The sequence below is a fragment of the Sphingomonas sp. HMP6 genome (genome assembly GCF_013374095.1).
Classification (GTDB): domain Bacteria; phylum Pseudomonadota; class Alphaproteobacteria; order Sphingomonadales; family Sphingomonadaceae; genus Sphingomonas.
On sequence record NZ_AP022672.1, the window covers coordinates 58865 to 85825 of the forward strand.

At 65.4% G+C, this 26961-nt stretch carries 24 protein-coding genes and 1 pseudogene; 20 read left to right on the forward strand and 5 right to left on the reverse strand.

From position 1 onward, the window contains the following. Nucleotides 1-27 precede the first annotated feature (27 nt). Entirely contained in the window at nt 28-2385 is a 2358-nt protein-coding gene (locus HMP06_RS00230) for a putative bifunctional diguanylate cyclase/phosphodiesterase (protein WP_443026490.1), read from the reverse strand. 58 nt (nt 2386-2443) lie between these two features. Here HMP06_RS00230 and HMP06_RS00235 point away from each other — a divergent pair, with 58 nt between their 5' ends. Further along, nucleotides 2444-4879 carry an AAA family ATPase gene (locus HMP06_RS00235; RefSeq protein ID WP_176495266.1) on the forward strand — a complete coding sequence of 812 codons (2436 nt, stop codon included), beginning with the start codon at nt 2444-2446 and terminating at the stop codon, nt 4877-4879. Nucleotides 4880-5030: 151 nt separating this feature from the next. On the opposite strand, the gene HMP06_RS00240 is transcribed toward HMP06_RS00235, so the two are convergent. Then, nucleotides 5031-6815, reverse strand: a complete 1785-nt coding sequence (locus HMP06_RS00240; RefSeq protein WP_232089786.1) for a fatty acyl-AMP ligase — start codon at nt 6813-6815, stop codon at nt 5031-5033. A 132-nt stretch (nt 6816-6947) separates the two neighbouring features. On the opposite strand from HMP06_RS00240, the gene HMP06_RS00245 reads away from it, so the two are divergent. From HMP06_RS00245 to HMP06_RS18020, 5 genes and pseudogenes are all read left to right on the forward strand, one after another. Continuing rightward, entirely contained in the window at nt 6948-7499 is a 552-nt protein-coding gene (locus HMP06_RS00245) for a regulatory protein RecX (protein WP_176495267.1), read from the forward strand. Nucleotides 7500-7604: 105 nt separating this feature from the next. Beyond that, nucleotides 7605-8195 (forward strand): cold-shock protein, encoded by a 591-nt coding sequence (locus tag HMP06_RS00250; RefSeq protein WP_176495268.1) that lies wholly within the window; start codon nt 7605-7607, stop codon nt 8193-8195. Nucleotides 8196-8204: 9 nt separating this feature from the next. After that, nucleotides 8205-8711: a DUF192 domain-containing protein gene (locus HMP06_RS00255; protein ID WP_176495269.1), complete on the forward strand. Its 507-nt coding sequence runs from the start codon at nt 8205-8207 to the stop codon at nt 8709-8711. 57 nt (nt 8712-8768) lie between these two features. Further along, nucleotides 8769-9161, forward strand: a complete 393-nt coding sequence (locus tag HMP06_RS00260; protein ID WP_176495270.1) for an NADH:ubiquinone oxidoreductase subunit NDUFA12 — start codon at nt 8769-8771, stop codon at nt 9159-9161. A 188-nt stretch (nt 9162-9349) separates the two neighbouring features. Then, a pseudogene (locus HMP06_RS18020) lies at nt 9350-9595 on the forward strand (DUF2155 domain-containing protein); the annotation flags it as partial. A 35-nt stretch (nt 9596-9630) separates the two neighbouring features. Here the strand turns inward: HMP06_RS18020 and aat are convergent. The 3 genes from aat to HMP06_RS00280 all read right to left on the reverse strand — a co-directional run bounded on the left by aat (nt 9631) and on the right by HMP06_RS00280 (nt 11582). Continuing rightward, nucleotides 9631-10335, reverse strand: coding sequence for a leucyl/phenylalanyl-tRNA--protein transferase (gene aat / locus HMP06_RS17835; RefSeq protein WP_176498302.1), 705 nt, complete (start codon nt 10333-10335; stop codon nt 9631-9633). A gap of 75 nt (nt 10336-10410) precedes the next feature. Next, on the reverse strand, nt 10411-11133 hold the full coding sequence (locus HMP06_RS00275) for a ParA family protein (RefSeq protein WP_176495271.1): 723 nt from the start codon (nt 11131-11133) through the stop codon (nt 10411-10413). 65 nt (nt 11134-11198) lie between these two features. Then, the gene (locus HMP06_RS00280; RefSeq protein WP_176495272.1) at nt 11199-11582 is read right to left on the reverse strand and encodes a hypothetical protein; all 384 of its coding nucleotides are present in this window, start codon (nt 11580-11582) and stop codon (nt 11199-11201) included. Nucleotides 11583-11849: 267 nt separating this feature from the next. Between HMP06_RS00280 and HMP06_RS00285 the strand changes: the two genes are divergently transcribed. The 14 genes from HMP06_RS00285 to murC all read left to right on the forward strand — a co-directional run bounded on the left by HMP06_RS00285 (nt 11850) and on the right by murC (nt 26911). Then, on the forward strand, nt 11850-12176 hold the full coding sequence (locus HMP06_RS00285; RefSeq protein ID WP_176495273.1) for a DUF962 domain-containing protein: 327 nt from the start codon (nt 11850-11852) through the stop codon (nt 12174-12176). Nucleotides 12177-12296: 120 nt separating this feature from the next. Next, on the forward strand, nt 12297-13289 hold the full coding sequence (locus tag HMP06_RS00290; protein ID WP_176495274.1) for a cysteine synthase A: 993 nt from the start codon (nt 12297-12299) through the stop codon (nt 13287-13289). A 51-nt stretch (nt 13290-13340) separates the two neighbouring features. Continuing rightward, nucleotides 13341-13670 carry a hypothetical protein gene (locus HMP06_RS00295; protein ID WP_176495275.1) on the forward strand — a complete coding sequence of 110 codons (330 nt, stop codon included), beginning with the start codon at nt 13341-13343 and terminating at the stop codon, nt 13668-13670. A 328-nt stretch (nt 13671-13998) separates the two neighbouring features. Further along, entirely contained in the window at nt 13999-14499 is a 501-nt protein-coding gene (locus tag HMP06_RS00300) for a division/cell wall cluster transcriptional repressor MraZ (RefSeq protein WP_176495276.1), read from the forward strand. Between the two features lie 14 nt (nt 14500-14513). Next, nucleotides 14514-15473 (forward strand): 16S rRNA (cytosine(1402)-N(4))-methyltransferase RsmH, encoded by a 960-nt coding sequence (gene rsmH / locus HMP06_RS00305; RefSeq protein ID WP_176498303.1) that lies wholly within the window; start codon nt 14514-14516, stop codon nt 15471-15473. Further along, the gene (locus HMP06_RS00310; RefSeq protein WP_176495277.1) at nt 15473-16057 is read left to right on the forward strand and encodes a hypothetical protein; all 585 of its coding nucleotides are present in this window, start codon (nt 15473-15475) and stop codon (nt 16055-16057) included. Before rsmH ends, HMP06_RS00310 begins: the two co-directional genes overlap by 1 nt. Continuing rightward, entirely contained in the window at nt 16054-17796 is a 1743-nt protein-coding gene (locus HMP06_RS00315; RefSeq protein ID WP_176495278.1) for a peptidoglycan D,D-transpeptidase FtsI family protein, read from the forward strand. Before HMP06_RS00310 ends, HMP06_RS00315 begins: the two co-directional genes overlap by 4 nt. 7 nt (nt 17797-17803) lie before the next feature. After that, nucleotides 17804-19318, forward strand: a complete 1515-nt coding sequence (locus tag HMP06_RS00320) for a UDP-N-acetylmuramoyl-L-alanyl-D-glutamate--2,6-diaminopimelate ligase (RefSeq protein WP_176495279.1) — start codon at nt 17804-17806, stop codon at nt 19316-19318. After that, entirely contained in the window at nt 19315-20688 is a 1374-nt protein-coding gene (locus tag HMP06_RS00325) for a UDP-N-acetylmuramoyl-tripeptide--D-alanyl-D-alanine ligase (protein WP_176495280.1), read from the forward strand. The genes HMP06_RS00320 and HMP06_RS00325 overlap by 4 nt, the downstream gene beginning before the upstream one ends. Further along, nucleotides 20688-21758 (forward strand): phospho-N-acetylmuramoyl-pentapeptide-transferase, encoded by a 1071-nt coding sequence (gene mraY / locus HMP06_RS00330; protein WP_176495281.1) that lies wholly within the window; start codon nt 20688-20690, stop codon nt 21756-21758. Before HMP06_RS00325 ends, mraY begins: the two co-directional genes overlap by 1 nt. Then, nucleotides 21755-23149, forward strand: coding sequence for a UDP-N-acetylmuramoyl-L-alanine--D-glutamate ligase (gene murD, locus HMP06_RS00335; RefSeq protein WP_232089787.1), 1395 nt, complete (start codon nt 21755-21757; stop codon nt 23147-23149). Before mraY ends, murD begins: the two co-directional genes overlap by 4 nt. Next, nucleotides 23146-24369, forward strand: coding sequence for an FtsW/RodA/SpoVE family cell cycle protein (locus tag HMP06_RS00340; RefSeq protein ID WP_232089788.1), 1224 nt, complete (start codon nt 23146-23148; stop codon nt 24367-24369). The genes murD and HMP06_RS00340 overlap by 4 nt, the downstream gene beginning before the upstream one ends. Then, the gene (gene murG, locus HMP06_RS00345) at nt 24366-25511 is read left to right on the forward strand and encodes an undecaprenyldiphospho-muramoylpentapeptide beta-N-acetylglucosaminyltransferase (protein ID WP_176495282.1); all 1146 of its coding nucleotides are present in this window, start codon (nt 24366-24368) and stop codon (nt 25509-25511) included. The genes HMP06_RS00340 and murG overlap by 4 nt, the downstream gene beginning before the upstream one ends. Then, a complete protein-coding gene (gene murC / locus HMP06_RS00350) occupies nt 25508-26911 on the forward strand; it encodes a UDP-N-acetylmuramate--L-alanine ligase (protein ID WP_176495283.1) in 1404 nt (467 codons plus the stop codon). Before murG ends, murC begins: the two co-directional genes overlap by 4 nt. Nucleotides 26912-26961: the final 50 nt, after the last annotated feature.

Here is a 26961-nt window from a genome sequence, read left to right on the forward strand (position 1 = left end):
GTGCTGCTGCGCGCCCCGCAAGCGGCTTTACGCAGCAGCGCGGTCGCCCCGGTCGCGGTGCGCGAGGCTGCGGGCTTCCGCGACGGGGAGCGGGCGGCCGAAATAATAGCCCTGCACCTTGGTACAGCCGAGATCCTGCACCAAGCGGTGTTCGTCCTCGGTCTCGACGCCCTCGGCGGTGGTGGCCATGCCGAGGCTCTGCGCCAGCGCCACGACCGCGCGGATGATCGCGATTGCCTCGGGGACTTTTTTCGACGCTCCAATGACGAAGCTGCGGTCGATCTTGATCGTCGAGAATTTGGTGCGGCTGAGATAGCCGAGCGAGGAATAGCCTGTCCCGAAATCGTCGAGGCTGAGCCGCACGCCGAGCGCCAGGATGCGCTCCAGCACCTTCACCGCGCCGGTATCGTCACGCATGAACACGCTTTCGGTGACTTCAAGCTCGAGCCGGCTGGCGGGCAGGCCGCTGTTGGCGAGCGCGGAGGCGACGATCGCGACGAAGCCGGGGTTGTGCAACTGCTCGGGCGAGACGTTGACCGCGATGCGCGTTTCGCCGGGCCAGGTCGCGGCCTCGGCACAGGCCGAGCGCAGCACCCATTCACCGATCGGTGCGATCAACCGCGCATCCTCGGCCAGCGGGATGAACTTGGCGGGGGAGATCGACCCGAGCTCGGGATGCGTCCAGCGGACCAGCGCCTCGAACCCCTTGAGGCTGCCGGTCGCGGCATCGACCACCGGCTGATAATGCACGTCGAGTTCGTTATTGGTCAGCGCCTTGCGCAGCGCCTGTTCAAGCACGCGGCGCTCCTCCGCGGCGACGTGCAATTGCGGTTCGTAGCAATGGTACATGCCGCCGCTCTGATCCTTCGAGCGATACAGCGCGAGATCGGCCGAGCGGATCAGCATCTCCGCGGTCGCGCCGTCGCGCGGGCCGTAGGCAACGCCGACGCTGGCACCGGTGTAGAGCGTGTGCTGATCGAGATCATAGGGTTTGGCGAGCGTGTCGACGATCGTCTGCGCGAGCCGTTCGACGCGGGCGGTGTCGCCGGCGTCGCGGACGACCACGGCAAATTCATCACCGCCCAGACGGCCGATCAGCTCGTTGTCGCTCATCAGCATGGCGAGCCGTTCGGACACGCGACCGAGCAGCCGATCGCCGATCGGATGGCCAAGCGAATCGTTGACCGCCTTGAAGCGATCGAGGTCGATCATCATGAAGGCGCAGCGGCTGCTCCATTTGGTGGCATCGGCCATCGCACGCGCCAGTGCTTCGTTGATGTGCAGGCGGTTGGGCAAGCCCGTCAGCGTATCGAAGCGCGCCATCCGGTTGATCTTGTCGGCGGACGCGCGCTGTTCGGTGACATCCGAGCCGACCCCGCGAAAGCCGATGAACGCGCCGCGTTCGTCGATGCGCGGATTTGCGGCGATTTCGAACCAGCGTTCGGTATCGTCCACGCGCACCGGCAACAGCACGTCGCGAAACCCGACCCGCCCCTTCAAATGTTCGGCGAGCGTGCGCAGTCCCGCCGCGAAATTGCCGGCCTCCCAGGTGGGGCCGGCCAAAATCTCGAGCAGCGACTTGCCGTTGATGCTAACCGGATCGAGCCCGACCGAATGCGCGAAACGCGGCGAGGCGCGGACAATGCGCCGCGCGGCGTCGGTTTCCCACAACCAGTCGGCGCTGTGATCCTGCGCCTCGCGCAGCAGCAGGCTGACGGTCTCGTCGCGTTCGGCGAGGGCAATCTCCCCGGCGCGGATCACCACCAAAGCGCGCGCGCGGGTAAAGCAACCGATCATCAGCAGCGCGGTGAACAGCATAACTGCAGCGGCCAGCACCGGTCCGGTGACGAAGAACAGCATCGTCGCGATCGCCGCGCCGAGAATGCCGAGGAAGCTCAGCGTGGCGAGCGGCAGCGCGGCCATCGCCACCGCCGACGCGGTCATCAGCACCGACAGCACGATCCACAAAGCAAGCGCGGTGGCCGTGTCGGCGGCAACCCCGAAAGCAAGCGGTGGCACCGACCAGACGGCCGCGAGCGCGATCCCTTCCAGCACGGTATCGCGCACGTCCCCAAGCGTCGCGCTGCTGGCCGAGCGGTGGCGCGCGGCCAGGCGGCGGAAGGTGACGGCGACCGCGACCGCGGCGACGACCGCGCCCCAGCACGCCATCGCCCACAGCGGTGCGGCATGTTCGAGGATGAGCGTGACGAGCGCCGCGCCGACGACATTGGCCGCCAGCAGGAAGAAGGCGAGCTGGCTGCCGGCATGCAATTGCGCAGCGCGGATTGGCGCCCAATCGGTCGTATCCGCGGGATCATACAGGCCGAGCAAGGCTCTGGTGTCGATCCGCGGCTTGGCGAATTGGGAGGTCGGTTCGGTGCTCACGCCCCCCAGTATACCGTCGAAGGGTTAGCGGAAGGTTATTGGGGTGGGGAGCCACTTTGTGGCCCAATTCCGGCCGGTCAGTCTGGTTGCACGCTTTCAGAAGCGGTCATCCTTTGACTCTATTCAGCTTTGGAGTCAGCCTCATCGAATGCTGAGCAAGATCGTAATCAGGAATATCGGTGTACTTAAGGCGTTTGAAACGCCCGGCGCGCCAAAGCTGAGTAAGCTGACGCTGTTCTATGGTCGAAATGGTCGGGGCAAATCAACGCTGACCTCAGTACTGCGCGCGGCCCGGGACGGAGAGGCGGCCACCGTGCTTGGGCGCCAGTCACTGGGAAATGGGGGAGCACCGCCCAAGGTGGCCCTTATAACAGCGGCGGGCACCATTACTTTTGAGGACGGCGTTTGGAACACGAGAAGCGCCCCGATTGAGGTGTTCGACACGACCTTTATCACCGATAATGTGTATGCCGGGGAACTCATCGACCTGACTCATGATCGCGGGCTCTTTTCGGTCATCGTTGGTGCGGACGGAGTCCGGCTAGCGAAGCATCTTGAGCGCTTCAACGTTATCGCCAAGTCGTGCGGCGCAGCTCTCAAGGCAGCTGAGGCAGCGCTCGTCGACGACGTTCCATCCGATATGAGCAGGGAAGAGTTCTTCGCGCTCGGCCCCAATCCTAACTATGCGACACGACTCGACGCGGCTGAGCGGTCACTGAAGGCGGCACAACAGACAGGCAAAATCGCGGCGCTGAAGACACTAGATGTTCTCTCGATGCCCGAGTTGCCCAGCGAATTGCCAATGGTGCTCGCAGGCACGGTCGCTGACATCGACGTCGCTGCTCGGGGACGCCTTTTCGATCACTTCAAGCGCTTCGGCCTCGGCAAGAAGGGCGAGGCGTGGATCACCTATGGCGTAGAACACATCCACGACGACTCCTGTCCACTGTGCGGCCGCGACGACGTCGATGCCGCAGGCATGGTCACGCTCTATGGGGAGATTTTCGGCGAGACCTACAAGGCGCATCTCGGAACGATCACCACCGCATCGACCGAGCTAGAGGAAGGCTTGGGCGAGGGAGCCCGCACGGAGCTGGCAAACAAAGTCGCAGCCAACGCCGAAGCGACCGCGAAATGGGCCGAGTATTTGCCGCTGGGTGATGAGCTCCCGGACGTTTCAAAACTCGGCACGCACGTCGCAGATGCCCACCGCGAGACGAAGGCACTGCTGGATCGCAAGCGATCGTCCCCGCTCAACGTCATCGAGGCAGTGGACGAACTTGCCGCCGTGGGGACGTCGCTACGAGCCGCCCAGGAACTGCTCGGCACTTACAACTCAGCGGTCAAATCGATCAACGAGGCGACGAAGAAGGCGCTGGCGGCGGCGCCAACGACGGAAGCAGCCGCCACCCTCGCCCGTGAAAATGTTAGGAAACGCATCGCGAGGCACGAGCTGGGCGTGCAGAAACGCGTCGATACTTACCTTGCCACCAGACGCCGCGACCAGCGTGCACGCGACATGCGATCTCACATCCAGAAGCACCTTAAGAAGGCAAACGAGGATGCGGCCGCGCACTACCACCAGCGCGTCAACCACTTTCTCGGACGGTTCGGCGCAAGCTTCACTATCTCGAAGATCAGCAACAGCATGCAGGGGAACGCGGGCCAAGCCGATTACGGCCTGCTCATCAAGGGCGAGACTGTCTCTCGCGGCCGGGGTCGACAATCTGACGCAATCCCGACGTTTAGGAACACACTTTCGGCGGGCGACAAGACTACGCTCGCTCTTGCCTTCTTCCTCGCCAAACTCGACAGCGACACCGCGCTCAGCTGCAAGACGTTGGTGGTCGACGACCCCCTAAGCAGTCATGATAGTCACCGGCGCCGAGAGACGGTCAACGCTATCAAGGACCTGTGTGGTCGCTGCCTGCAAGTGATCGTACTGTCTCACGACGAGTTCCTGCTGCGCGAGGTGGAGCGCCGCTGCGCCGGCGTACCGTGCGTGGCGTTTCAGATCGACTTCAACGGCGGAGACGACTGGTCGTCCGCCAGAGCGGTCGACCTGGACAAGCTTTGCCGCGCAGGCCAAGCGAAGTTAGTCGAAGAGGTTGCGGCTTATGTCGATCAACGGCAGGGCGACGCCGATGAGGTCGTGCTCAAGGTACGGCAAGTATTGGAAACCCACTATCGACGGTCGTACGCGGCCTACTTCGCCCACGACCGAAACCTCGGGGGAATCGTCAAGGACATCTCCGATGGGGGCGCATTTCACCCTTGCCACCGCGACCTAGCTCGACTCGACAATTGCAACGACGCGACGTGCGATAAACATCACGGCGACAATGCAATTGTCGTGCTAAAGCGGGGCGTGGACCCTGACGAGCTTCGGGTCATAGCGGTTGACGCACTTGAGTTAGTTGGGGCGCGGCTGCCAGCGTTCACCGTTCCGGCCTCGGCGCCCCTTCGCCCTTCCCCCGCAATCACAACTCTCTGAAAGACAGTCAAGATTATCAGTTTCGTTGCTCGGCACCTGAGTTACGCGCCCCTACCAACTATTGCCGTGACTCGGCACCGGTCTTCGTCAGGGAGACACCGGGTAATGGCCGGCAACGCGGTCGCGCACCTATGGCCTCCTGCGCCCCCCCCTACGCCGCCAGATCGTACGGCTTGATATCCCCGTTCAGATACAAATTCCGCGCCTTCGCCCGGCTCAATTTGCCCGAGCTGGTGCGCGGCAGGGTGCGCGGGGGGATGAGTTCGATCACGCAGTTCATGCCGGTGACCGAGCGGACGCGCTCGCGGATTTCGTCGCGGAGGCGGACGCGTTCGGATTCGTCGGAGGTGCGGCACTGGACCAGCACGGCGGGGGTTTCCTCGCCGCCGGGCGTCGTGATCGCGAAGGCGGCGATGTCACCGGCCTTGAAGCCGGGGAGCTGCTCGACCGCCCATTCGATGTCCTGCGGCCAATGGTTGCGGCCGTTGACGATGATCATGTCCTTGGCGCGGCCGACGATATAAATGTAGCCGTCGCTGAGATAGCCCATGTCGCCGGTGTCGAGCCAGCCATCCACCAAGCATGCATCGGTCGACGCATCGTCGCGGAAATAGCCGACCATCACCGATGGGCCAGAGCACCACAGTTTACCGATCGCGCGTTCGGGGAGGGGGGTGCCATCCTCTTCGCGGATCTGGACCTTCATGTCCTTCACCGGCTTGCCGCAATTGACGATCGCGCGGTAGCGTTGCGGGCGGTCTTCGCCAGCGGCGACGCCGGAGAGCTGCGTTTCCTCGACCAGTTCGACGCGGATGCCCTCGGTCGGCGGCATGATCGATACGGCGAGCGTCGCCTCGGCCAGGCCATAGCTCGGCAGGAAGGCGCTGGCCTTGAAGCCGGCTTCCTCGAACGCATCGACGAAGGATTGCATGACGTCGGGGCGGATCATGTCGGCGCCATTGCCGGCAAGCCGCCAGCGCGACAGGTCGAAGCGTTCCGACGCCTTGGTCTGGCTCGACATGCGGCGCGCGCAAATGTCGTAGCCGAAGGTGGGGGAATAACTGATCGAGGTGCCGGGATTGCGGCTGATCATATCAAGCCACGCCAGCGGGCGGCGCGCGAAATCCTCGGTCTTGAGGTAATCGGTCGAGACCTGATTGGCGACCGGCGAGAGGAAGCAGCCGACCAGCCCCATGTCGTGGTACCAGGGCAGCCAGGAAACGCAGCGGTCGCTGTCGATCACCTGCATGCCGTGCGAATGCGCCGCGAGATTGTTGAGCAACGCGTGGTGGGTGATGACGACGCCGTGCGGGAAGCGCGTCGATCCGCTGGAATATTGCAGATAGGCGATGTCGTCGCCGCTTGCCTGCGGCAGTGCGACTTCGAGGGCGGGACGCGTGACCAGTTCGGACCAGTCGACGCCCTCGACCCCGGCGGCACGCGCGGCGTCGCCACCCATTTGTGCGAGTTCGGGGGGGTAGATCAGCAGCGTGGGATCACAGCTCGAAAGCTGGACGCGGAGCTGTTCGATGTACGAATCGCGCCCGCCGAAGCTGGTTGGCAGCGGCAGCGGGACGGGCCAGGCACCGGCATAGACGGTGCCGAAGAACAAAGCGGCGAAATCCGGGCTGGTCTCGGCGACGATCGCGATACGATCCTCTGGCTTGATCCCGGCGGCGATCAGGCGGCGCGCCATGGCCAGCGCATCCTCGCGCAATTCGGCGAACGGATAGGCGCGTGACAGCGTGCCGCGCGCGTCGTGGAAATTGAGCCCGCGCGATCCGCTTGCCGCATAATCGAGCGCTGCCCCCAGCGTCTCGAAATCGGCGAAGCGTCGTGCCAGCGTATCCGCGGTCGGCGTCCCGATCACATTCGGCGCAGCCAGCCCCGGTGTCGCCACCGAGGTCTTCCGCGTGTCCAATACATCAATGGTCATCAGTGTTCGTGCCCTTGATCGTGGCCGTTCGACGACGGCCACGCCTATGTTTTCGACATGCACCCCTGCCTATGCCCCCAGCCGGAACTGGGCGTTCAAAATCGAGTTCGACTGTGGCACAATGATGGCGTCATGTTCCAGTCATCAAAGAACCGCTCGAAATCAAGAGAGATACGTGCCGTTCCGCCGCTGGATGCAGCGGCGCTCGATCGGCTCGCGCTGCGCTATGTCGAGCGGTTCGCGACGACGCGACGGCGATTGTCCGAGTATTTGATGCGCAAGATTCGCGAACGCGGCTGGGACGGACCACCGGCGGACCCGATCGCGCTGGCCGAGAAGCTCGCGGAGCTCGGCTATATCGACGACCGCGCCTTTGGTGAGGCGCGCGCGGCGGCAATGGGCCGGCGGGGGTTGGGCAAGCGCCGCGTGACGGGCGCGCTGCAGCAGGCCGGGCTGGTCGAGGAGGATCGCGAGGCGATCGTGCCCGCAGTCGAGGATCGCGCGCTGGAAACCGCGATGGCGTTCGCACGGCGGCGGCGGATCGGGCCGTTCGCTTCCGTCCGCGCCGAACGCCCCGAGCGCGAGAAGCAGATCGCCGCGATGATTCGCGGCGGGCATGATTTCACGCTGGCACGCCGGATCGCCGCGCTCGGGCCGGGGGAAGCGCTGGAAATGGGCGAATGAGCGGGGCCGAATTCGTCCGATTTGCGTGTCTATCGGGCCGTTTCATATCGCTTTTTGCGTCCTAAGTTCGTCCATGCTAGCGTTCATCGCGGGGGATAGTTCTCGATGCGTAACGAAGTGTTTTCGGCGCTTGATGGCATAGATCAGGAGGGCGCAGAGGCTTGCGTCTCCGGCGCGGCGGACCCGTCGGCGCGGATCTATACCGGCGTGGTCAAATGGTTCGACATGACGCGCGGCTTCGGGTTCGTGGTTGCGGACGATGCGACCGTCGGTGACATCCTCGTGCATTTTTCCGTCCTGCGCCCGCACGGACGCCGCAGCTTGCCCGAGGGCGCGCGGATCGAATGCCTGGCATCGGTGCGCGACCGTGGGCTGCAGGCGAACGAAATTCTCTTGATCGACCTGAGCGACGCGGTCGAGCCGCCGATCCGCCCGCGGAGTGACGCCGCGCTCGGCGATTCGGCCGCGCTGATCGAGCAGGCGGGGCCGTTCGAGCCGGTCACGGTCAAATGGTTCAATCGCTTGAAAGGCTATGGCTTTCTGCTGCGCGAGAGTGATGCTAGCGATGTGTTCGTGCACATCGAAACGCTGCGCCGCGCGGGGATCGAGGAAATCGAACCCGGCCAGGCGTTTCAGGCGCGCATCGTCGAGCGCGACAAGGGTCCGCTGGCGGTGATCGTCGAAGAAGAAGTCTGAAGGCCGATCATGACAGTTGGAAATGCCGGGCGGTTTGCGGGTGTTCTGGCGCTCGCCTTGCTGGCGGCCACCGGAGGGTGCCGTGGCGGGACCGACGCTGCGACCGCGACCGAAGCCGCGAGCGCGACGATCGCGTTGACCATTACCAGTTCGAACGGCGCGCATCGCTTCACTGTCGAAGTGGCGAAAACGGCGGAGGAGCAGGAGCGTGGGCTGATGTTCCGCACCGACATTCCTGAAAATGGCGGGATGCTGTTCGCGCCCTATCCGCCGGACGGCGGCCCACCGCGGGTGGCGAATTTCTGGATGAAGAACACGCCGAGCCCGCTCGACATCCTGTTCATCCGTCCCGACGGGACGATCGCGCGGATCGCGGAAAATACGGTGCCGCAGTCCGAAACGCCGGTGCCTTCCGGAGAGCCGGTGAGCGCCGTGCTCGAACTGCGCGGCGGGCGGGTACTCGAACTCGGCATTGCCGAGGGGGACCGCGTCGTCTGGGCGGGGCGCCCGAACTAGCGGCCACATCGGGAATCGCGGTTGATGGCGGCACGGCACCGCGCTAAGCGCGTTGCCATGGGCATCAACCTCAATCCCTTCACTTGGTGGAATGGCGCAAGCATCGGCACGGCGTTCGGCCTGCGCGGCAAGACGCGGGTCGGCGAAGACGCGCTGGGCAACGTCTATTATCAGGGCGGCAGCGACACCGCGGGCAACCCGCGCCGCTGGGTGATTTACAACGGACCCAATGATTCGAGCCGGGTCGCCCCCGAATGGTTCAGCTGGCTGCACCATCAGGTCGACGACGTGCCCGAACGCGCATTGCCTGCCGCCCGCGCGTGGCAATTGCCGGCCGAGCCGAACCTGACGGGCACGGTTGCGGCCTATCGTCCCAAGGGTGCGCTCGAAAAGGGCGGTGTCCGTGCGGCGGCAACGGGCGATTATGAAGCGTGGGTGCCCGACGCGTGATCCGCGTCGGCGGGTGGAGCGGTGTGCTGGCGGTGACTTTGCTCGCCGCCGGATGCGGGCCGACCAAACCCGCTGCCCCTGAGGCGAAGCCGACCCCGGTCACCGCGCTCGATGCCGATACCAGCGCGAGCAATATCGTGACGGTCGACGTCGGCGGCGGCGTCGATCCCAGCGCGGGTGCGACGCCGATGGCGGAGCGAGTCGCGACGCTCGGGTTGCTCAACAAGCGGAACGGTGCGGCGCGCGATGTCGTGCTGAAACCCGGCAAGGCGATGCGGATCGGCGATGTCATCGTGCGGCTGCGTGCGTGCGAACGGACCGCGCCGTGGGAGCAGGAGCAATATACCGGCGCCTTCGTCCAGGTCGATGTGCAGGGGCGCGACGGCCAGGGTACGATGGGCTGGCGGCGGGCTTTTTCGGGCTGGCTGTTCAAGGAACGCCCCGCGCTGAATGTCGTGCAGCACCCGATCTATGACGTGTGGGTCAAAAGCTGCGCGATGACCTTCCCGGTCGGTGGCCCCGATTCGATCGCGGGCGGCGGTGCCCCGGATGCGCCCGAAAGGCCGCGATCGAGCGCGAAAAAATCGCCCACGCCGGACGAAGAAGCGCCCGAGCCGACTGCGCCCGATATCGCGGAAGACAATGCCGAGAGATAATCGGCGCGGCTGATCTCGACCGCGCCCAAAGAGGCGAGGTGATCGGTCAGGAACTGGCAATCGAGCAAGGTGAAGCCGCCGACGCGCAGCCGCGCGACGAGCCAGGCCATCGCAACCTTCGACGCATCGCGCGCGCGGCTGACCATGCTTTCGCCAAAAAACGCGCGGCCCAGTGCGATGCCGTACAGGCCGCCCGCAAGCCGGTCGCGCTCCCAAACCTCGATCGAATGCGCGAAGCCCAATGTGTGCAATTGGTTGGTGACACGCTCGATCGCGGGGTTGATCCACGTATCGGGACGGTTGGCGACCGATTGCGCACACAGCGCCAGGATCTGCGGAAAGGCGCGGTCGGTGGTTACCGTAAACCGATCACCGACAAGCGTCTTGCGGAGCGAATGCGACAGATGAAAACCGTCCAGCGGCAAGATCGCGCGCTCACTTGGTTCGACCCAATAGACATCCTCGGCATCACGCCCGTCCGCCATCGGAAACACCCCGACCGAATACGCCCCGAGCATCAGGTTCGGATCGAGCGGCGGGACGGGATCGGGAGCGGACTCCTCCGCATGGGTCACGCTGCGATCAGCCCGAGATTATTGGGCAATGCGCCGCTCGATCGCCTGCCACAAGTGCGCGAACGCCTTCGCGCCGGCCGATTTGGCGGCAAAGGTGCCGACCGGCGCGCGGCGCGCGGTGACCTGTTCGATCAAGCTCGCCATCGGTATCACTGGCCAATCCGGGTGGCGCGCCAGCGCATCGGCATGGAGCGTGCGCCGCCGGTCGACCATCGAATGGACCGGCATGACCTGCGCCTTGTTTCCGAGATGCCTGAGCACCTCGTCGAGCGCGCGTTCCGACAAAGGCGAGGGGATGACGGGCACGACGATCAGATCGGCGGCGCGCATCACCTGATCGCTCGTCTCGGTCAGGCCCGGCGGGCAATCGAGCAGGATGCGGTCGTAATCCTTGCGCAGGCCGGTCAGCAACTTTTGCAGCCGCTTTTTCTTGTCGAGTTCGTGGAACAGCAGATCGAGCCCGCGCAGCGACGCATCGGCGGGCAGCAGATCGAGCCGCGGGGTAGCGGTCTTTTCGATCAGTTTGTCCGGCTCGACATCCTTGGCGAAGACCGACCGGGCCTGACCCTTCGCCTTTGTCTCGGGCGTGGTGCCAAGCAGAAAGCTCGACGCGGCTTGCGGATCGAGATCCCATAGCAGGGTGCGCCGCGACGATGCGGTCGCGGCGACCCAGGCGAGATTGACGGCCAGCGTCGTTTTACCGACGCCGCCTTTCAGACTGTAGATCGCGATCGTCGACACAATCGAGGCCCTCTTTCATGGACGGCCAATGTGGCGGATGCCGATGCGCGGCGCAATCGGGCGAATTAGCCGACCTTGCAGACCTGCGCCGACTTGCCCGGCTGAGTCAGCGTGACCGACTTGGGCGTGCCGGTGAGGACATAGCCTTCGGCGGTGAGCGGATCGCCGGCCTTTTCCGCAGTCAGCTTGACCGGGGTGCCGTCCTTGCTGGTCTTGACCAGCGCCTGCTTGTCGCCTTCGAAGAAGGTGACGAAGGCCAGGCTGTTATCCTTGCAGCGCAGGCTCGCATCGGCCTTGATCGATGGTGGGAGTTCGATCGGCGCCTTGTTGGCGAGGACCGAGGCCATCGGATCGGGCGCGACGTTGGTCACTTCCTGCGGCTTGTTTTCACAGGCCGAGAGCGCGAGGAGCGCAACGGCGGCGGCGGGGAGGAGGTTACGGATGTTCATGCGATTTTTCTTCGCGCACGCGGCATCGTGCGTCAAGGGAGTAGCTTACCCTAAGCGTATTGAATTTTGCGTTGCAGCAAGATTGTAACGTTTTCGTCATGTCCGCCGGCGGAAATCGACAAGATTTGGCGCGCGCGACGATCAGATCTGACCAAGCTGGCCAATCGCCCCGCCGGCATAGAAGGCGGGCCGTGCGGCTTGCCATCTTTCAGTCTGCGTGAAAGGCTCGTGATGTCGCGGTGCGCGCACGACCCGGAGAATGGAACGATGGCAGCGAAGATCAGCAGCTATGCGGTATTCTGGCCCTATTATCTGGGGGAACACGCCAAACCCGAGACGCGCGCGATCCATTATGCGGGCACCGCGCTGACTTTCGTGTTTCTGGCGGTGGCGATCGTCGCGGGGGGATATTGGTGGGCGGCGCTGCCGATCGCCGGATACGGCTTTGCCTGGGCCGCGCATTTCGGGGTGGAGAAGAACCGCCCGGCGACCTTCACCTATCCGTTATGGTCGCTGGCGAGCGATTATCGGATGTTCTTCCTGTGGATCAGCGGGCGGCTGGGGCCGCATCTGCGCGCGGCGGGGGTAGACTGACCGCCCTGGGAAGGATTCCGCGGCAACACGCGATGTGTCGGGCAGCGCGGACAGGCAAATCTTGCGGTGCCCAAAGCGTGTATTGATTGCGAGCGCGAGCGTGAACGCTATCTAGGGGGCATGCACAGTCTCCCCACGACGCTCGCCCTGATCGGCAATACCCCGCTCGTCTTCCTAAAAGGCCCGAGCGAGGCCGCCGGTGCCGAAATTTACGGCAAATGCGAATTCACCAATCCCGGCGCTTCGATCAAGGACCGTGCCGCGCTCGGGATTGTCGAGGATGCCGAGGCGCGCGGGTCGATTGCGCCGGGCGGTACCTTTGTCGAGGGGACGGCGGGCAATACCGGGATCGGGCTCGCGCTGGTCGCCAATGCCAAGGGCTACAAGACGATCATCGTGATGCCCGAGACGCAAAGCCGCGAGAAGATGGATACGTTGCGCGCGCTCGGGGCTGAGCTCGTGCTGGTGCCGGCCGCGCCCTATTCGAACCCCGGCCATTTCGTCCACACCTCGCGCCGGATCGCCGAGGAGACGCCCAACGCCGTGTGGGCCAACCAGTTCGACAATATCGCCAATCGCAAGGCGCACATCACCGGCACGGCCGAGGAAATCTGGGCGCAGATGGACGGGCGGATCGATGGGTTCACCTGCGCCGCGGGGACCGGCGGGACGATTGCCGGAGTCGGCATGGGGTTGAAAGCGAAGGACGAAAAGGTGTGCATCGCGCTCAGCGATCCGCACGGCGCGGCGCTGTACAATTATTATGCGCATGGCGAACTGAAGTCCGAAGGATCATCGGTCGCCGAGGGGATCGGGCAGGGGCGCATCACCGCCAATCTGGAAGGCGCGCCGATCGATACGCAATTCCGCATTTCCGATGCCGAAGGCATGGCATGGGTGACGCGGTTGCTGGCGGAGGAAGGGCTGTGCCTGGGGCTGTCGTCGGGGATCAACGTCGCGGGCGCGGTGGCGCTGGCGCGGCACCTGGGGCCGGGCAGCCGGGTCGCGACGATCCTGTGCGATACCGGGTTTCGCTACCTCTCGACGCTGTACAACCGGGCGTGGCTCGAGGCGAAAGGGCTAGCGGTGCCGCCGTGGCTGGCCTCCGCCTAAAGGGCGGCATCGACAAGACTGTCGTAATGCGTTACATTTATGCCACAGCCTATGAAAATGATCGCACAGCACCCGCAAAGGGAAGCAGGCCAGACTACCCAGCGCGTTAAGGTCGGCATGATCGGCCTTGCTGCGGTCGTATTGCTGATCGGGCTTGCGGCGGCGATTTTTGCGACGATGCGGCACGACCGCGATGTTGCCGCGATCGGCAGTGCGCGGCCCGAAGTCGTCTCCGCGATCGTATCGGGTAATAGCGCCGATCCGGCGGCTGCGGCCACCGCCACCAAGGAGCCGCTGGCCGAGCTTGGCGTCGCGCCAAGCGCGGAAATCGCGAGCAACACTGCCCAGCCGCAATCGCGCATCGCGCAACCGCAGCGGTGATCGCGTGGCGTCGCGGCGCACCGGGCAATTGCGGGAAATCATGCCTGATCTTGAAGCCGCGTTCGCAACGGCGCGCGAAGCCGCGAGCGATTGTTCGAACACAGCGGGAACAAGCTGATATGTCGCGACAAAAATGGACGGCAAATCTAAGGAATTAGCCGTACCTCCCCGACATTCCCCGGCTTTCCCCTTGTATCCCCAGTAAACTGCGTGTTAACTCTGCTTCCAACAGGGGCAGACTCATCTCGCCTGCGCGACAGTGCGCTGAGAATCGCAACGGATGCGATTCTCGGGACGGGAGAGGCTTGTCCGCCGATGCGGGGTGGGCGTGGACGAACGCAGCGAATATCAGGGAGATGGCCTCGGTCTTGTCGATGACAAGGGCCGGGTCGCGATTCCTGCCTCGCTGCGACAGGCGCTGGCGACGAATTCGCCACGCCCCGATGGCAAGGACGGCGGCACGATCATCGTCGGCGTCCATCCCAAGCAGGCCTGCCTGCGTGCCTATGACCCCGCTTTCGTCAAGATCCTGAAGGCCAAGGTCGAAGCGCGCGAGGCGCTGCACACCGGCGAGGACGGCGAGCCCAATTACAATTTCAAGCGCCGCGGCGCGAGCGGCGAGCAAGCCCCGTTCGACGGATCGGGCCGCTTCATCATGCCCCCATTCCCGCGCGATTATGCGGGAATCGGCGAGTACGCTTTTTTCTGGGGCACGTTCGACTGGATCGAGATCTGGGATCCGGCGACGCTTATCGCGGCGACCGATGTCGACCCGGTGATGCAGGCGGCCTGCCGTTTCCATTGCAAGCAGAAGGGGATCGCGCTGTGATCCTTGCAACTCCTGTGAACGACGCGCCGCATGTGCCGGTCTTGCTTGCCGAAGTGATCGACGCGCTCGCCATCGCGCCCGGTGAGGCCCATGTCGATGCGACCTTTGGCGCAGGCGGCTACACGCAGGCGATGCTGGCGAAAGGTGCGCGTGTGTTCGCGTTCGATCGCGACCCGGATGCGATTGCTGCGGGTAGTGCGATCGTCGCCGCCTCGGATGGTGCGCTGACTCTGGTGCCCGCGACCTTCTCGGCGATGGATGCCGAGCTTGCTGCGCGAGGCGCCGTGCCAGTGCAAGGCGTGACGATGGACATCGGCGTGTCCTCGATGCAGCTCGACCAGGCCGAGCGCGGCTTTTCGTTCCAGTCCGACGGCCCGCTCGACATGCGGATGAGCCAGGAGGGCCTGAGCGCCGCCGAATTCGTCAACGAAGCCGATGAAGCGCAGATCGCCTATGTCATCAAGGAATATGGCGAGGAGCCGCGCGCGCGCCGCGTCGCACAGGCAATCGTGTACAATCGCCCGATCACGCGCACCGGCGAGCTCGCACGGATCGTGCGCAAGGCGCTCGGCTACAAGCCGCATGACAAGAAGGACCCGGCAACGCGGACCTTCCAGGCGATCCGCATCCATATCAACCGCGAGCTGGGCGAACTGGCCGACGGCCTTGCTGCGGCGGAGCGTGTTCTTGCCCCCGGCGGTCGGCTGGCGGTGGTGACGTTCCACAGTCTCGAGGACCGGATGGTCAAGCGGTTCCTGCGCGAACGCAGCGGATCGCTGCCGGCGGGATCGCGGCATTTGCCCGAAGTGGCGGCGAAACACGCGCCGAGCTTCGAACTGGTCGGGCGCGGCATCCGTGCCGGCGAAGACGAAATCGCGCGCAATCCGCGCGCCCGTTCAGCCACGCTTCGTACGGCAACGCGTACCAGTGCCGCCGCTTGGCCGGAACACTCTGTGACAGAAGGAGCGATGTGATGCTGGGTCTGGCGTGGAAGAGTCTCGGATGGTTTCTGGCGGGTGTCGCAGTGGCACTCGGTTTCCTGCTGGTGCCGTTGCAGGTGGCAGCGGAGCGCAAGAAGCTCGACCGCACGGCGAGCGAGATCTTGCGCGCGAAGCGCGACATTCGCGCGCTCGAAACCGAGTTCGACACGCGTGCGAGCCTGGCGCAGCTCGACAAATGGAATGCCGAGTCGCTCGGGATGGTGGCACCTGCCGCCGACCAATTCGTCGCGGATGAAGCGGCGCTTGCCTCGATCGAGCCGACGGCGGCTGGGTCGGGGCCACAAATGGCGTCGTTTGTGCCCGCGGCACCGGTTTATGCAGGAACGAGCCAGGCCCCGGTTGCCGAGCCCGCTGCGCCGGCCGCGCGCGACACCGCTCCGGCACCCCGCGCTGCGATGGCGGCGGTGAGCGAGCCGCAAACGCAGCCCGCTGCTCGGCCCCGCGTCGAAGCACGTCCGCGTGCGGCGGTAGCGTTGCTCGATCGCGCCTTGCTCGACGATAGCGTGATCGGCGATTTGCGCAGCAGCGCGCGCGCTGAAACGGGACGCGGTCGGTGAGCACGCTCGTCGCCCGCCCGATCGCCCGACCGATTTCCGGGCGCCGCTCGAACGATCAGCGCCACGCGCTGGTCGCGGTCGCGCATGTGCGGTTGATGATGCTGATGTTGCTGATCATGGCGGGTTTCCTGCTGGTGATCGGGCGGATCGCGTTGCTTGGCCTGCTCGGTACGCCGGCTGGTGCCGCGACGCTGACCGCCAATCCGGTGGTGCGCGGCGACATTCTCGATCGCAACGGTCAGCCACTGGCCCGCACGATCGAGGCTTGGACGATCGGCGTGCGTCCGCCCGAATTGCTGGGGGACCGGCAAGCGCTGGCGGGGCAGTTGGCGACGTTGATGCCGGCGCATGATTCGGCCTGGTATCTCGACCGGCTGACCATGAAGGGCAAGTTCACCTATCTGGAGAAGCACGCTTCGCCTGCTTTGGTGAACCAGATTCACGCGCTGGGCGAGCCGGGCATCGTCTTCGCGCGCGAGCCTGAGCGGCTGTATCCGCAATCGACGCTGGCGGCGCATGCACTCGGCTATATCGGCCCGACGGCGACCGACCTGCACATTATGGGGCGTGCCGGGATCGAGCGCGCTTTCGACGCCCGACTGACCGATCCGGCGCAGCGCGGCAAGCCGATCGCGTTGTCGATCGATTCGCGCGTGCAGGCGGCGATGGAGAGCGAGCTCGGCCGCGCGATGGTGTCATTCAAGGCGAAGGATGCAACCGGCATCGTGCTCGACGTGCGCACCGGCGAAGTGATCGCGATGGTGTCGCTGCCCGTCTACAACCCCAACAAGTTGAGCGGCACGAGCATCGATGCGCTGCGCAACAACGTCACGCAGTCGGTGTATGAGCTCGGTTCGACCTTCAAGCCGATCACGATGGCCGCGGCGATCGAGAGCGGCACGGTAACGTCGATGGCGCGGCGTTTCGACGCGACGGTGCCACTGAAGGTCGGGCGTTTCACGATCCACGACGATCGCGGCGACGAACAGAAGCGCTGGTTGAACATCCCCGAGACGCTGATCTATTCGTCCAACATCGCAACCGCGCGGATCGCCGAGGAAATGGGCAAGGACAAGCTGACCGCGATGTTCACGGCAATGGGCTTTGGCGAGCGCCCGTCGATCGAGCTGCGCGAGCGCGCCGGGCCGATCTGGCCGAAATATTGGGGCAATACGACGCTGATGACGACCGCGTTCGGGCACGGCATCGCCGTGACGCCGCTGCACTTGGCCAATGCCTATGCGACGCTGGTCAATGGCGGCATCTGGCGCCCGACGACGATGCTGAAGGTGGCACCCGGCGCGGCTCCGGCTGGGCGGCGCGTGTTGTCCGAGGCGACGAGCGCGCGGATGCGGCAATTGCTGCGGATGATCGTGCTGCTGGGCACTGGCAAGAAAGGTGAAGCGCCGGGATACCGCGTCGGTGGCAAGACCGGGACTGCCGAGGTTGCGGGCGCAGGCGGATATTCGAAAAAGGCCAACGTTTCGACCTTCGCGGCCGCCTTCCCGATGGATTCGCCGCGCTATGTCGTGGTGGCAATGCTCAACTCGCCGATCGGCAATGCCGAATCGTTCGGCCTCACCACGGCGGCATGGACCGCAGCACCCGTCGTCAGCCGCGTGATCGCGCGGACGGGATCGCTGCTCGGCGTGACGCCAGACATGAAGCGCGATATCGACGTGTCCGAACTGATGCCGCTGGTGTGGCACGGCGCGGGCGACCGCAAGAACGCGGAATGAAACGACCATGAAACTGGGCGCGCTGACCGGCGGAACCGAGACCGACACCGTCACCGGCTTCGCGATCGACCACCGCAAGGTCGCGCCGGGGGTGGTGTTCGGCGCGTTTCAGGGTGCGGTCGTCAATGGCGAGGATTTCATCGACGCCGCTGTCGCCGGCGGTGCGATTGCGGTGGTGGCGCGGCCCGATGCGCGCGTGGCGGGTGCCGTGCAGATCGCCGATGCCGTACCGCGGCGGAAGTTCGCCGAACTCGCCGCGCGCTATTTCGCGCCCTTTCCCAGCGTCGCGGTGGCGGTAACCGGCACCAACGGCAAGACCTCCACCGTCGAGATGGTGCGGCAGTTGTGGCGGATGAGCGGGTTCAGCGCCGCGTCGATCGGCACGTTGGGCGTGACGACCGGTGACGACCGCGTCTCGACCGGGTTGACCACGCCCGATGTGGTGACCTTCCTGTCGAACGTCGCCGGCCTGGCGCGCGAGGGCGTCAGCCATGTCGCATTCGAGGCATCGAGCCACGGTCTGTCGCAATATCGCACTGAGGGCCTGCGGGTGTCGGCGGCGGCGTTCACCAATCTCAGCCGTGACCATCTCGATTATCACGGCACGATGGAGGCCTACCTCGAGGCGAAGCTGCGGTTGTTCAGCGAAGTGCTGGCCGATGACGGCGTGGCGGTGGTGTGGGCGGACGATGCGGTGTCGGCCCGCGTGGCCGAGGTGGCGCGCGGGCGCGGCCAGCGCGTGATCTCGGTCGGCACGACAGGCGAGACGCTCAAGCTCGTGTCGCGCGATCCGACCTTGCTTGGGCAGGGGCTGGTGATCGAGGCTGAGGGCAAGACCTATACGGTCAACCTCCCGCTGATCGGTGCATATCAGGCGGCGAATGCGCTGACCGCGGCGGGGCTGGTGATTGCGGGCGGCGGCGATGTCGCGGCGACGCTCGCCAATCTGGCGCGGTTGCAGCCGGTGCGCGGGCGGCTCGAACGCGCGGTGATCGCCCGCAGCGGCGCGCCGGTCTATGTCGATTACGCGCACACGCCCGACGCGCTGGAAGCCGCGATCTCGGCGCTGAAGCCCCATGCCGGGGGTCGGCTGATCGTGGTAATCGGGGCGGGCGGCGACCGCGACATGGGCAAAAGGCGCGAGATGGGTGCGGTCGCGGCGGCGATGGCGGATGTCGTGATCGTGACCGACGACAATCCCCGGTCCGAAGACCCGGCGGCGATCCGCGCGATGGTGCTTGAGGGTGCGCCGTCCGCGACCGAGATCGGGTCGCGGCGTGACGCGATCGGCGCGGCGATCGCGCAAGCCGGGCCGCAGGATATCGTGCTGATTGCGGGCAAGGGGCATGAGCAGGGGCAGATCGTTGGCGGCCTGGTCCTGCCGTTCGACGATGTGAGCGTGGCGCGGGAGATGGCGGCCTCGTCCCCCTCCCGCTTGCGGGAGGGGTTAGGGGAGGGGCGTGCGGCAAACGCTGCGCCTGTTCCTGCATCCCCTCCCGCAAGCGGGAGCGGAGAAGCATGAGCCTCTGGACATCCGAGGAGATCGCGGCGGCGACCGGCGGGACCGCGTCCGCTCCGTTCAGTGCCACTGGCGTGACCTTCGACTCGCGCGAAGTGACCACCGGCGACCTGTTCATCGCGCTGACCGGGGAGGCTACCGACGGGCATCGCTTTCTGGATCAGGCGTTCGATCGCGGCGCGGCGGGCGCATTGGTGTCGCAGCCTAGTGCGCATCCGTCGGTGCTCGTCCCCGACACGATGGCCGCGCTGGAGGACATCGCCCGCGCGGCGCGGGCGCGGACCGACGCCAAGATCATCGGCGTCACCGGATCGGTCGGGAAGACCGGCACGAAAGAGGCGCTGTTCGCGGCACTCGACCGCGGCGCACCCGGCGAAACGCATCGTTCGGTCAAAAGCTACAACAACCACACCGGCGTTCCGCTGAGCCTCGCGCGGATGCCCGCCGCGACGCGCTTCGGCGTGTTCGAAATGGGGATGAACCATTCCGGTGAGCTCGCGCATCTCACGACGCTGGTGCGACCGCACGTTGCGATCGTCACGACGGTTGCCTCGGCCCACCGCGAATTCTTCGACAGTGAGGAAGCGATCGCCGATGCCAAGGGCGAGATTTTTCGAGGGCTGGAGCCCGGCGGCGTCGCGATCGTGCCGTACGACAATGCGCATCGCGACCGGCTGATCGCCGCCGCCGCGCCATATGCCGCGCGTACGGTAACCTTTGGCTTGGAAAAAGGCGCGGATGTGCGCGCGATCGAGACGATGCGCACGGCAAGCGGTGGGACGTTCGTGACGGCGCAGATCGGCGCGCGCGAACTGAGCTTTACGATCAGCCAGCCGGGGCTGCATTGGGTTTCGAACTGCCTCGCCTTGCTCGCCGCCGTTGATGCGGTGGGCGGGGACTTGGCGCTGGCGGGCCTGGCACTGGCCGAGCTTGGCGGACTGGCCGGGCGCGGCGCGCGCTTCTCGGTGTCGGTCGGCGCGGGTGAGGCGCTGGTGATCGACGAAAGCTACAACGCCAATCCGTCGTCGATGCGCGCGACGCTCGCAGTGCTGGGGGCCGAGCAGGCTGCTCGGAAGATCGTCGTACTCGGCGAAATGCGCGAGCTCGGCGCGGACAGCGATGCCTATCACGCGGCGCTTGCCGAGCTGATCGCGATGGCGGGCGTCAAAGCGGGTATTTTGGTCGGTGAACGGATTGCGCCGCTTGCCAACGCGCTTGAGGGGCAGGGCGATTTCGTTCATGTCGCCGACGCCGCTGCGGCGCGCGCTGCCCTGTCCGCCATGCTGGCGCCGGGCGACGCGGTGCTGATCAAGGGATCGAATGGCGTAGGGCTGGCGGCGGTCGTCGCGGCTTTGCGAAGCGGAACACTGTAATGCTATTTCTTCTCGCCGAGTATCTCGGTTTCCCCGGTCTGTTGAACCTGATCCGGTATCAGAGCTTCCGTACCGGCGCGGCGGTGGCGACCTCGCTGTTCCTCGGGCTTTTGATCGGTCCGCGCTTCATTGGGTGGCTGCGCGTGCGGCAAGGCAAGGGCCAGCCGATCCGCGCCGACGGCCCGCAAACCCACCTCGCCAAGCGCGGCACGCCGACGATGGGCGGCCTGATGATCCTGACCGCGTTGGTCGTGTCGATCCTATTGTGGATGGATTTGTCGAGCCCGTATGTCTGGGCGTGCCTGTTCGTGACGCTGGGCTTCGGCGCGATCGGCTTTCTCGACGATTACGACAAGGTTCGTAAAGCGAGCACGGCAGGCGTATCGAGCCGGTTGCGGCTGGTGGGAGAATTCGCGATCGCCGGGATCGCCGCGACGATCATCGTGCGCAACAACGGCACGCATTTGTATTTGCCGTTCTACACCGGCTCGGTGATCGACCTGGGCTGGTTCTACATTGCGTTCGCGGCCTTCACGATCGTAGCGTTCGGCAATGCGGTGAATTTGACCGATGGCCTTGACGGGTTGGCGACGATGCCGGTGATCATCGCGAGCGTCGCGTTCATGCTGATCGTCTATCTCGTCGGGCGCGCCGATTATGCGAACTATCTCGGCATTCCGCATGTGCCGCATGCCGGCGATCTTGCGATCTTCTGCGGCGGGATCGTGGGGGCGGGGCTGGCGTTCCTGTGGTTCAACGCGCCGCCGGCCGCCGTGTTCATGGGCGATACCGGCAGCCTTGCGCTCGGCGGCGCGCTGGGGGCGATTTCGGTGGTGGCGCATCACGAGATCGTGCTCGGCATCATCGGCGGTTTGTTCGTGGTCGAGGCGATGAGCGTCATCATCCAAGTGTTCTGGTACAAGCGCACCGGTAAGCGCGTGTTCAAGATGGCGCCGATTCATCACCATTTTGAACAGCTCGGCTGGAGCGAACCGACCGTCGTGATCCGGTTCTGGATCATTGCATTCGTCCTGGCGCTGGCGGGGCTTGCGACGTTGAAACTGCGGTGATCGTCTCGCCCCTCTGGCGCGGCAAACGCTACGCTGTGCTGGGGCTTGCGCGGTCTGGTGCGGCGACCGTGCGTGCGTTGCTGGCGGGCGGGGCGGACGTGGTGACGTGGGATGCGAAGAAAGAGGCTCGTGACCGTTTGGCTTCCATGTTCCCCGGCGAAGGCCGGGGTCCAGGCGGACAGGTGCGGATTTTCGAGGGGGGCGGCTCCAAGGCAGCTGATGGGTCGCAACTGGACCCCGGCCTTCGCCGGGGAACGTTGGAAGTAGCGAACCTCGAAATGGATGACCTCGCTGAATACGGTGCGCTTGTCGTTTCGCCGGGCGTGCCGCTCAATACCGACCACGTCGCGTCGCTCGCCCGCGCCGAACGCACGCCGATTATCGGCGACATCGAACTCTTCGCCCAGACCCGCGCCACGCTGCCGCCGCACAAGGTCGTCGGCGTGACGGGCACCAACGGCAAATCCACCACCGTGTCGCTGATCCACCATATCTTGCAGACCGCCGGCCTGCCGTCGCGGCTCGGCGGCAACATCGGGCTGCCGATCCTTGAGCAGGAACCGTTGCCGGAAGGCGGCGTCTATGTGCTCGAATTGTCGAGCTACCAGATCGATCTGACGCAGAGCCTCGATTGCGATGTCGCGGTGTTGCTTAACATCACGCCCGATCATCTCGATCGCTATGACGGGTTCGAGGCCTATGCCGCGTCCAAGGCGCGGCTGTTCGCGATGCAGTCGAAGGGCCATGCGGCGATCATCGGGATCGGCGATGCTGCCTCGGCGCAGATCGCGCGCAGCCTGTCGGCACGCGGCGAGGACCTCACCAAGATCGCGCCGGGCGTGTGCATGATGCAGCCGCTGTCGCCGAGCCTGGCCGGGCCGCACAATCTGCAGAATGCGCTCGCGGCGATCAACGTCTGCGAGGCGCTCGGCGTGCCGCACGCGGCGATCGATGCCGGGCTGTTGAGCTTCACCGGCTTGCCGCACCGGATGGAGCGGATCGCCACCAAGCACGGCGTCGCGTTCGTCAACGACAGCAAGGCGACCAACCCCGAATCGACCGCGCCCGCGCTCGCGGCGTTCGACCGGATTCACTGGATCTTGGGCGGAAAGGCCAAGACCGACGATCTCGATGCGTGCGCGCCGAGCTTTGGCCGGGTCGTGCGCGCCTATACGATCGGCGCATCGGGCGCGAAGTTCGCCGAGATTCTCGAAGGGAAGGTTCCGGTCGAGGAAAGCGGGGATCTCGCAACGGCGGTCGCCGCTGCCGCCGCGAACGCGCAGGCCGGGGACACGGTTCTGCTCTCGCCAGCCTGCGCGTCGTTCGATCAGTTTCGCGATTTCGAAGATCGCGGCGACCAGTTCCGCGCGCTCGTCGAGGCGCTGAAATGAACGCCCCCGCACCGAAATTGTGGAAGAGCATGAAGGGGCGCGGCGGTCGTGGTGATCGTTCGGCGCTCGGCATGTGGTTCTGGGATATCGACCGGGTTTTGCTGCTGCTGACGCTGCTGCTGATCGCGGTCGGCTTGATCGCGGTAGGGGCTGCGTCGCCGGCCGCCGCGACGCGCTATTCAGACGGCAAGCATATCGTGCCGCCGCTGTTTTATCTGTGGTGGCAGCTGGCGTGGATCGGGGTGTCGCTGCCGATCCTGCTGGTCGTGTCGATGCTGCCGGTGCCACTTGCGCGGCGGCTGGCGCTGCTCGGGACTGTGGTCTGTCTGATCCTGCTGATGCTGGTGCCGGTGATCGGGGTCGAGAAAAACGGCGCGACGCGCTGGATCAACCTCGGCATTTCGCTGTTGCAGCCCTCCGAATTCCTCAAGCCCTTTTTCATCGTGACGGTGGCGTGGCTGCTGTCGATGCGGGCGCAGGACGAAGCGCTGCCGGTGGTCATCATCACTGGCGGGATGACGGCGCTGGTCGCACTGTTGCTGATGCTCCAGCCCGATTTCGGGCAGACGGTGGTGTTCTGCGCGGTGTGGATGGCGCTGCTGATGATTTCGGGCACCTCGCCCAAGGTGATGGGCGCGCTGATCGCGGCGGTGCCGGTCGCGCTGCTCGCCGCTTATACATTCTACGGCACGGCGCGCGCGCGGATCAACGCGTTCCTCTTTCCGGAGGCCGAGGGGATCGGCGCGGCCGACCATTTCCAGACCAATGCCGCGCACGACACGATCACCGCGGGCGGCTGGCGTGGGACCGGGCCTGGCGGTGGATCGATGAAGTTCCGGCTGCCCGAGGGGCATACCGACTACATCTTCTCGGTAATCGGTGAAGAGTTCGGGCTGATCGCGTGCGTCATTATCGCGATGCTGTTCCTGGCGATCGTGGTGCGGGTGTTCGTCAAATTGTTGGATGAGCAGGACGAATTTCGCCTGTTCGCCGCCGCCGGGCTCGCCACGCAATTCGGCGTGCAGGCGCTGATTTCGATGGCGGTGAACACCGGGCTTGCCCCATCAAAGGGCATGACGCTGCCCTTTATCAGCTATGGCGGATCGTCGCTGATCGCGCTGTCGATCGGCATGGGGTTGCTGCTGGCCTTCACGCGGCGCAATCCGTTCGTTACGCGCTCCAAATACATTGCGCATGCGAGCGCGCGGAGCGGCATATGACGGCGAAACATTTCGTATTGGCGGCGGGCGGGACCGGCGGGCACATGGTGCCGGCGGCGGCGCTTGCGGCCGAACTGACCAAGCGCGGGCATTATGTCGCGCTGATCAGCGACGAGCGCGGCGTGCGCTTCCCCGGTCTGTTCGAAGGTGTGCAGACGCACATCCTGCCGGCAGGCCGGTTGGGCGGCGGGCCGATCGGGTACGCCAAGGCGGCCTTGGCGATGCTCAAGGGCCGCGCGATGGCGATCGAGCTCTACAAGAGCTTCCGCCCCGATGCGGTGATCGGCTTCGGCGGATATCCAGCACTTCCGGCGCTGCTCGGCGCGTTCCATCAGGACATCCCGACGGCGGTGCATGAACAGAATGCCGTGCTCGGCCGCGTCAACCGGCTGGTCGCGGGCAAGGTCGATGCGATCGCAACCTCCTATGCCAACGTTCAGCGCCTGTCGTCCAAGCATCGCGACAAGACGCATCTCGTCGGCAATCCGGTGCGCGATGCGGTGCTAGCGCTGCGCAGCAAGCCGTACCCGCTGCTGGAGGAAGACGGCATTTTCCGGGTGCTGGTGACGGGCGGAAGCCAGGGTGCGAGCGTGCTGAGCCAGGTCGTGCCCGACGGTCTGTCGCTGCTGCCGGTGGCGTTCCGGCGGCGCTTGCAGGTTACGCATCAGGCGCGGATCGAGGATATCGATGCGTGCCGCGCGAAATATAAGGAACTCGATATCGCGGCCGACCTCGCCACCTATTTGCCCGACATGCCCGAGCAACTGGCCTGGGCGCATCTGGTGATCGCACGGGCGGGGGCATCGACGCTGGCGGAACTGACCTGCGCGGGGCGGCCCGCGATCCTGGTGCCGCTGCCGAGCGCGACCGACGATCATCAGACCGCGAACGCCAAGGAAATGACTTCGGCCGGCGGCGCGCGGACGATCGATCAGCGCAGCTTTACGCCAGTAGAACTCGCCAAGCAGATGCAGCGGCTTGGGCTCGATCCCGAAGCGCTGCAGAATGCGGCCGGGCGCGCGCGGGCGTGCGGTCGGCCCGATGCGGTGCGCGATCTGGCCGATTTGGTCGAGAGTCTCGGTAATCCGATGGGGGACATGCCGATCGGCAAGCCGCAACCGATCAAGGAAGCTTTCGCATGAGGGGTGTCGCAACCGACATCGGCACAATCCATTTCGTCGGCATCGGCGGGATCGGCATGTCCGGCATTGCCGAGGTGATGAAGAACCTCGGCTATGCGGTGCAGGGGTCGGACGTGGCCGAGGGTTATGTCGTCGAGGGGCTGCGTGCCAAGGGGATCAAGGTCCTGATTGGGCACAGCGCCGACAATCTCGGCGACGCGGCGGTGATCGTCACCTCGACCGCGATCAAGCGTGGCAACCCCGAAGTCGAGGCCGCACTCGAACGGCGCATCCCGGTGGTGCGGCGCGCGGAAATGCTCGCCGAGTTGATGCGCTTGAAATCGACCGTCGCGGTCGCAGGGACGCATGGCAAGACGACGACGACCTCGATGGTCGCCGCGCTGCTTGATGCGGGCGGTGTCGATCCGACCGTCATCAACGGCGGCATCATCAACAGCTACGGGTCGAACGCACGGCTCGGCGCAAGCGACTGGATGGTGGTCGAGGCCGACGAGAGCGACGGCAGCTTCCTGCGGCTCGACGGCACGATCGCGGTCGTCACCAACATCGATCCGGAGCATCTCGACCATTATGGCTCGTTCGACGCGGTGAAGGATGCGTTCGTCGAGTTCGTCGAGAACGTGCCCTTCTACGGCGCGGCGTTGCTGTGCCTCGATCATCCCGAAGTGCAAAACATCATCCCGCGCGTGCGCGACCGGCGCGTGGTGACCTACGGTTTCTCGGCGCAGTCCGACGTGCGCGGCGTCAACGTGACGCCGATCCCCGGCGGCAATCGCTTCGAGGTGATCGTCCGCCACCGCGACGGGACGAGCCGGTCGATCGAGGGGATCGAAATGCCGATGCCCGGGCGGCACAACGTGCAGAATGCGCTGGCGGCGATCGGCGTGGCGCTGGAACTCGGCATCGATGATGCGACGATCCAGCAGGGCTTTGCGAAATTCGGCGGCGTGAAGCGGCGTTTCACCAAGGTGGGCGAGACGGGTGGCGTCACGATCATCGACGATTACGGGCATCACCCGGTGGAAATCCGTGCGGTGCTGTCGGCGGCGCGCGAGGGCGTCGAGAATCGCGTCATCGCGGTGGTGCAACCGCATCGCTATTCGCGGCTGGGCGATTTGATGGAAGAGTTTCAGGGCGCGTTCAACGATGCCGATATGGTGTTCGTGGCCCCCGTTTATGCAGCGGGCGAGGCCCCGGTCGAGGGCGTTGATGCCGACGCACTGGTCGAGGGATTGAAGCGTCGCGGGCATCGTTCGGCGGCGACGGTTTCGGATGCGGGCGGGTTGGCGACGGCGCTGGCTGGGGTGGTGCAGCCGGGTGATATGGTCGTCTGCCTGGGGGCAGGGGATATTACCAAATGGGCGGCCGGGTTGGCAGCGGGTATCGAGGCGGCGCGATGAGCCGTGGTGCCACCTCAATCCTCCCCGGAGCGGAGTTTGGGGTTGGCCAT